Here is a 5,176-nt window from a genome sequence, read left to right as displayed (position 1 = left end):
GCGCGGCGACAGTTCTGGGGGCAGCGGGGGCTCGGTGAGCCGCCGCCGCTCGGTGTCATCGCTCCAACCGTTCATGTCCGCCAGTGTGCCCGGCCACCCGGCGTCACCCGCACCCGCATGCGGATCTGTAGCAGATCCGATGCACAGGGCCGACGCCCGCAGCGTTTCCGTGACGGACATAAGGTGGATGTCATGATCGAGTCCTCCGACCAGCGGGAAAGCGGCCCGGAAACCCCGGCGCCGCTGCCCACCCCGGCCGTCCCGGTGATCCCGGGCAAGCCCGTCTCCGCCTCCCGGATCACGCTCTCCCACATCATGAGCGCCCACGACACCAACCTGCTGGGCACGGTGCACGGCGGGGTGGTGATGAAGCTGGTGGACGACGCGGCGGGCGCGGTGGCCGGCCGGCACTCCGAGGGCCCGGCGGTGACCGGCGCGATGGACGAGATGGCCTTCCTCGAACCCGTCCGGGTCGGCGACCTGCTCCATGTGAAGGCTCAGATCAACTGGACCGGCAAGACCTCCATGGAGGTCGGCGTCCGGGTGGTGGCCGAGCGGTGGAACGAGTCCGGCCCGGCCAAGCAGGTGGCCAGCGCGTATCTGGTCTTCGTGGCCGTGGACGCGGAGGGCAGGCCCCGTCCGGTGCCGCAGGTGATCCCCGAGACCGACCGGGACCACCGCCGGCGGCAGGAGGCGCAGATCCGCCGCACCCACCGGCTGGCCCGGCGCCGGGCGATCCTCGAGCTGCGCCGCGAGCGGACGGCGGAGGGGCTGGACCAGTAGACCGGCGCCCGGCGGCGCTCCGCCGGCCGCTCCCCCGGGGCCGGGGGAGCGAGGCCCAGGCAGGCCCCAGGGAGCCCGCTACGGGCCCTTCAGCGCCTCCTGGGAGCCTACGGGCATACTTCCTCGTCCCCGGTGACCGCGTCCTCCCCGACCGCGCCCGCGCCCGCCCGCACCGGTGTGACCTTGGTGTAGTCCGGGCCGAGTGTGACCTTCATCGTGGCGCCCTGCCCCGATACCGGCACCAGCTCGGCCCCGGGCAGGGCCGCGGCGAGCGATTTCACCGAACGGTCCCAGCGGGGGTCGTAGTCGATCATGGTCCGCCCGACGTGGTGCACCGCGGTCAGCGGCAGCCCCGGTGTGGCGAAGCCGGTGGCGCGCAGCGCCTTCTGCGCGTCGGCGGCCAGCCCGTCGGTGTCGGTGCCGTTGGCGACCGTCACCCGGATCCGGGCCGGATCGACCCCGACCGCCGCTCCGAGGTGCGCGGGCTTCGCGCGCGGCGGCGCCAGCGGCCGGTCGGCGCGGATGGCGGCCCACAGCTCGCCGGCCTTCGTCTCGTCCCACTTCACGGTGGAGCCGATGCCGGGCACCCGGTAGTTGAGATCGCTCAGCGGTACCGAGACGAACTCCGAGGACTCGGCCGACAGGCCCTTCAGCCCCTTGGCGAGCGCGATCAGGTCGCCGGCCCCCAGCCCCTGGTCGGCGCGGACCGAGCCCAGTGCGGTGCCGGCCACCCGGCTCAGCTCCACCGGGTTGCTCAGGGTGCCGCCGCTGGTGATCTTGTGGATGACCTGGGCGAGGAACCGCTGCTGACGCTGCATCCGGCCCAGGTCCGCCGAGCCGTCGATGTGCCGGGAGCGCACGTACTGCAGCGCCTGCCCGCCGTCCAGCGTCGTCGTACCGGGGGCCAGGTCGAGCCCGGTGTACGCGTCCTTCAGCGGCACGGGGGTGCAGACCTTGACGCCGCCGATGACGTCGACGGTCTTCATGAAGCTGCTGAAGTCGACTTCCAGGTAGTGGTCGATGTGCACGCCGGTCAGCTGCTCGACGGTGTGCACGGTGAGCTTGGCGCCGCCGTCCGCGTACGCCTCGTTGATCTTGGCCGGCCGGGTGCCGGGGGGCAGCGGGCCGGTCCCGGCGCTCTTGCCGTCTCCCGGGGCCGGGGCGGACGGCGACGCGGGAGAGGCCGATGGCGCCGGGGCGGAGAGCGACGCCGGGGACGCGGCGGCCGCCGGGGCCGGTTTGGCGGGCAGCCGGACGTAGCTGTCGCGCGGGATGCTGACGACGGCGGCCCGCTGCCGGTCCTCCGAGAGGTGCACCAGCATGATGGTGTCCGTGCAGTGGCAGGGCGCGCCGCCCAGGTGGTAGCGCCGCTTGTCCGACGGGTCCAGTCCGTCGCGGCCGTCGGTGCCGACGAGCAGGAAATTGGTGCCCTTGGTGCCGTCCGGCCGCCCCTGCATCCCACCGAAGGCGTCCACCCGGCCGATCGCGCCGTTGACGCCGTCGATGACCGCGTGCCCGATCCCGCTGACGGTGATCACCAGCAGGGCCGTACCGCCGGCGATCCGCGTGCTCCACCGGATCGGCGGGCGCCGGCGGGGGCGCCGGCCGCCCGGCGGGCGATCGCCGGGCGGCGGCGGGCGGCGACGGATGGGCGGCACGGGAGAGACCTCCAACCAGCGGGGTGCAGACCCGTTCAGGCTAGGGAGAAATAGGACTGTAGGTCTTGCCCCCACGCGCTGGGGTCCCCCGTAAGCGGTAACGTTTGCCGCGATGAACGCCGCTATGAATCCCGATACGAACCCCGCGCTCCCGGCCGTCTCCGTGATCATGCCGGTGCTCGACGAGGAACGCCATCTGCGCAACGCCGTCCGGCACATCCTGGAACAGGACTATCCGGGCGCGCTCGAGGTCGTCATCGCGCTGGGTCCCTCCAAGGACCGCACCGACGCGATCGCCGCCGAACTGGTCGCGGAGGACCCGCGGGTCCACACCGTGCCCAACCCCACCGGCCGCACCCCGGCCGCTCTGAACGCGGCCATCAAGGCGTCCCGGCACCCGGTCGTGGTCCGGGTCGACGGGCACGGCATGCTCTCGGCGAACTACATCGCCACCGCCGTCCGCCTGCTCGAGGAGACGGGCGCGGCCAACGTCGGCGGCATCATGCACGCCGAGGGCGAGAACAACTGGGAGCACGCGGTCGCCGCCGCGATGACCGCGAAGATCGGCGTCGGCAACGCCGCCTTCCACACCGGCGGTGTGGCCGCCGCGGCCGACACCGTCTACCTCGGCGTCTTCCGCCGCGAGGTGCTGGAGCAGCAGGGCGGCTACAACGTCGAGTTCATACGCGCCCAGGACTGGGAGCTGAACTACCGCATCCGCGAGGCCGGCCATCTCATCTGGTTCTCGCCCGAGCTGCGGGTCTCCTACCGCCCCCGCCCGAGCGTCCGCGCCCTCGCCAAGCAGTACAAGGACTACGGCCGCTGGCGCCGCGTCGTCACCCGCTACCACCGCGGCTCGGTCAACCTGCGCTACCTGGCCGCCCCCGTCGCGCTGCTCGCCAACGCCGCCGGAATCGTGCTCGGCGCGGCCCTCACCCCGTGGGCGCTGCTGGTGCCGGCCGCCTACGTCGTCGGTATCGCGGCCGGCTCGCTGCCGGCGGGCCGCGGCCTGCCGTTCGGCGCCCGGGTCCGTATCCCGCTCGCCCTGGCCACCATGCACATGTGCTGGGGCTACGGCTTCCTCACCAGCCCGCGTTCGCTGGCGCGCACGGTCATCGCCAGCCGCCGGCCGGCGGTGACGTCCCGTCAAGGCGTGCCGGAGTCGGACCGCACCTCGGCCTGATCCTGTTGGACCCTGCTGGACCCTGCTGGATCCGGCGTGATCCGGCGTGCCCGGTGACGGTGGTCGCGCCGGGCAGGCCCCTGCTCTACGTCCCGCAGGAACTGCTGTCGGCCGTCATCATGGCGAGCCCCTTGGGCGGGGTGGTCGGCGGCGCGATCGGTGCGCCGGGTGCGGTGTAGTCGGCGCCGAGGGTCAGCGTCATGTTGGCGCGCGGCGCCGCGTTCACCGTCCCGGGGATCAGGGCCGAGGCGGGCAGGTCCATCATGGCGGCCAGTGAACGGGCCTGGTCGGCCTGGTTCGGCGCGTACTTCAGGGTCGTCCGGGCGGCGCGGGCGGGCGCGTCCCCGCCGTTGGTGGTGCGGTCGGCGTGCTCGTCGTTCTGCAGCCAGGCGAGGACGTCCTGGGAGGCGCCGAAGACCCCTGTGCCGTTGTAGACGAGCACCCGGGTGTTGTGCGCGGTGGCCCTGGGGCCGACCAGCTTGGGGTCGGGTCCGGCGGGCGGCTGGGACAGGGAGACGTCGTTCTTGATCAGCGTCAGGAGCTGCGTCGCCCGCCCCTGGTCGGCCGTGACCGTGCGGTGGCCCGCGTCCGCCGGGTTGTCCTTGACCGGCAGCGTGGTGAACGTGAAGTGCTTCGGATCGACCTTGCCGAACTGCGCGCCCAGGCCGGACAGCGCGGCGACACTGCCGAGCGGGGTGTCCATGGTCAGCGCGGTGGAGGCGGTCCGGGCCAGCGCGGCGGGCCGCCCGCCCGCGGCGGCCCCGCCCGACCCGCCGGATCCCGCCGTGCGGACAAGGCCGGCCAGGAACTGCTCCTGGGCGCTGATCCGGTTGGGCTGGGCCGGCGCCTGCCCGGCGCGGGCGACCTCGGTGAGGCAGCCGTCGAGCCCGCCGACCGCCGTCGCCAGGGACTTCAGCGCGGCGGAGTCGGCCAGCAGGAAGTGGTCGACCTTCAGCCCGGTCAGCTGGGCGATCAGCCGCATCGTGCAGCCGGGGTCGCGCCCGCCGCCGAGGCTGTCCGCGACCGTCGGGGAGGTCTGCTGCCGCGCCGAGCCCGGGACCCCGGAAGGACCCTTGCCGGTCGGGCAGTCGGGGATGCTCGTGACCAGATTCGCCGGGATGTCCAGCGCGGTCGCGTTGCTGCGGTCGGCCGCGAGGTGCACCAGGACCACGTCGGCGGCGCGGCCCTGCCCGGCCGCCCCGCCCGCGGTGCTGCTCCCGGTGCCGGCGCCGGCGCCCTCGCCGGTCCCGATGAGCAGCAGGTTCGTCGGGCCCGTGGCGGACAGTGTCGCGGCTCCGGCGTTGCCGACATCCACCGTCGTGATGCCGGGGCCGGATCCGTGCCCGGACAGCAGGACGATGCCGCCGGCCACCAGCGCCGCACCGACGCCGACGGCCGTCCACAGCAGGGCCGGCGGCCGGGCGGACTTGCGGGGCTTGGCCCGGCGGCGGCCGGAATGGCCGGCCCCCGACGACCCGGACGGCCCGGACCCGGCTCCCGACCCCGGTCCCGCCGCCCGGCGGCGCCCCTGATCGGCCGCCCGCGCGCGCCG

General features: G+C 74.3%; 5 protein-coding genes. 2 read left to right on the top strand and 3 right to left on the bottom strand.

What is annotated here, in order from left to right; translation table 11 throughout:
* A partial coding sequence (locus GA0115240_RS37575) for a hypothetical protein (RefSeq protein ID WP_218087416.1) occupies positions 1–180 on the bottom strand: 180 nt, incomplete at its 3' end.
* A gap of 12 nt (positions 181–192) precedes the next feature.
* Between GA0115240_RS37575 and GA0115240_RS07305 the strand changes: the two genes are divergently transcribed.
* Positions 193–783, top strand: coding sequence for an acyl-CoA thioesterase (locus GA0115240_RS07305; RefSeq protein WP_093735839.1), 591 nt, complete (start codon positions 193–195; stop codon positions 781–783).
* Between the two features lie 107 nt (positions 784–890).
* Here GA0115240_RS07305 and GA0115240_RS07300 read toward each other — a convergent pair whose 3' ends face one another.
* On the bottom strand, positions 891–2,321 hold the full coding sequence (locus GA0115240_RS07300; protein ID WP_161302065.1) for an LCP family protein: 1,431 nt from the start codon (positions 2,319–2,321) through the stop codon (positions 891–893).
* 232 nt (positions 2,322–2,553) lie between these two features.
* Between GA0115240_RS07300 and GA0115240_RS07295 the strand changes: the two genes are divergently transcribed.
* Positions 2,554–3,624 (top strand): glycosyltransferase family 2 protein, encoded by a 1,071-nt coding sequence (locus GA0115240_RS07295; RefSeq protein ID WP_176725005.1) that lies wholly within the window; start codon positions 2,554–2,556, stop codon positions 3,622–3,624.
* A gap of 85 nt (positions 3,625–3,709) precedes the next feature.
* Here the strand turns inward: GA0115240_RS07295 and GA0115240_RS07290 are convergent.
* Positions 3,710–5,176, bottom strand: a 1,467-nt coding sequence (locus GA0115240_RS07290) for an LCP family protein (RefSeq protein WP_093735836.1), incomplete at its 5' end; no start/stop codon positions are given.

It is taken from the genome of Streptomyces sp. DvalAA-14 (assembly GCF_900091855.1).
Lineage (GTDB): Bacteria > Actinomycetota > Actinomycetes > Streptomycetales > Streptomycetaceae > Actinacidiphila.
The sequence above is the reverse complement of the archived record's forward strand: the minus strand, read 5'-3'. Positions and strand labels throughout refer to the sequence as shown.